This is a genomic window from Pantoea sp. SIMBA_079 (assembly GCF_046940275.1).
GTDB classification, from domain to species: Bacteria; Pseudomonadota; Gammaproteobacteria; order Enterobacterales; family Enterobacteriaceae; genus Pantoea; species Pantoea borealis.
Genome location: NZ_JAWRYR010000243.1, coordinates 1 through 276, shown reverse-complemented (window position 1 = coordinate 276; position 276 = coordinate 1). Strand labels below are relative to the sequence as shown.

1 protein-coding gene is annotated in these 276 nt (G+C 59.8%); it reads left to right on the top strand.

The genetic code is table 11. From position 1 onward, the window contains the following. On the top strand, positions 1 to 276 hold a 276-nt coding region (locus tag SB719_RS19875), incomplete at both ends, for a flavodoxin domain-containing protein (RefSeq protein ID WP_412159696.1).

The window sequence follows — 276 nt, the reverse complement described above, 5'->3', positions numbered from 1 at the left end:
AAGGCGTGCTGGTCGGCACTTCGACGATGAATAACGTGATGATGCCGAAAATCGCCGGGCTGGTGGAGGAGATGACCGGATTACGCTTCCGTAACAAACGCGCCAGTGCTTTCGGATCTCACGGCTGGAGCGGCGGTGCGGTGGATCGTCTTTCCACGCGCCTGCAGGATGCGGGTTTCGAAATGTCGCTCAGCCTGAAAGCCAAATGGCGACCAGACCAGGACGCTCTGGAGTTATGCCGTGAACACGGTCGCGAAATCGCCCGTCAGTGGGCGC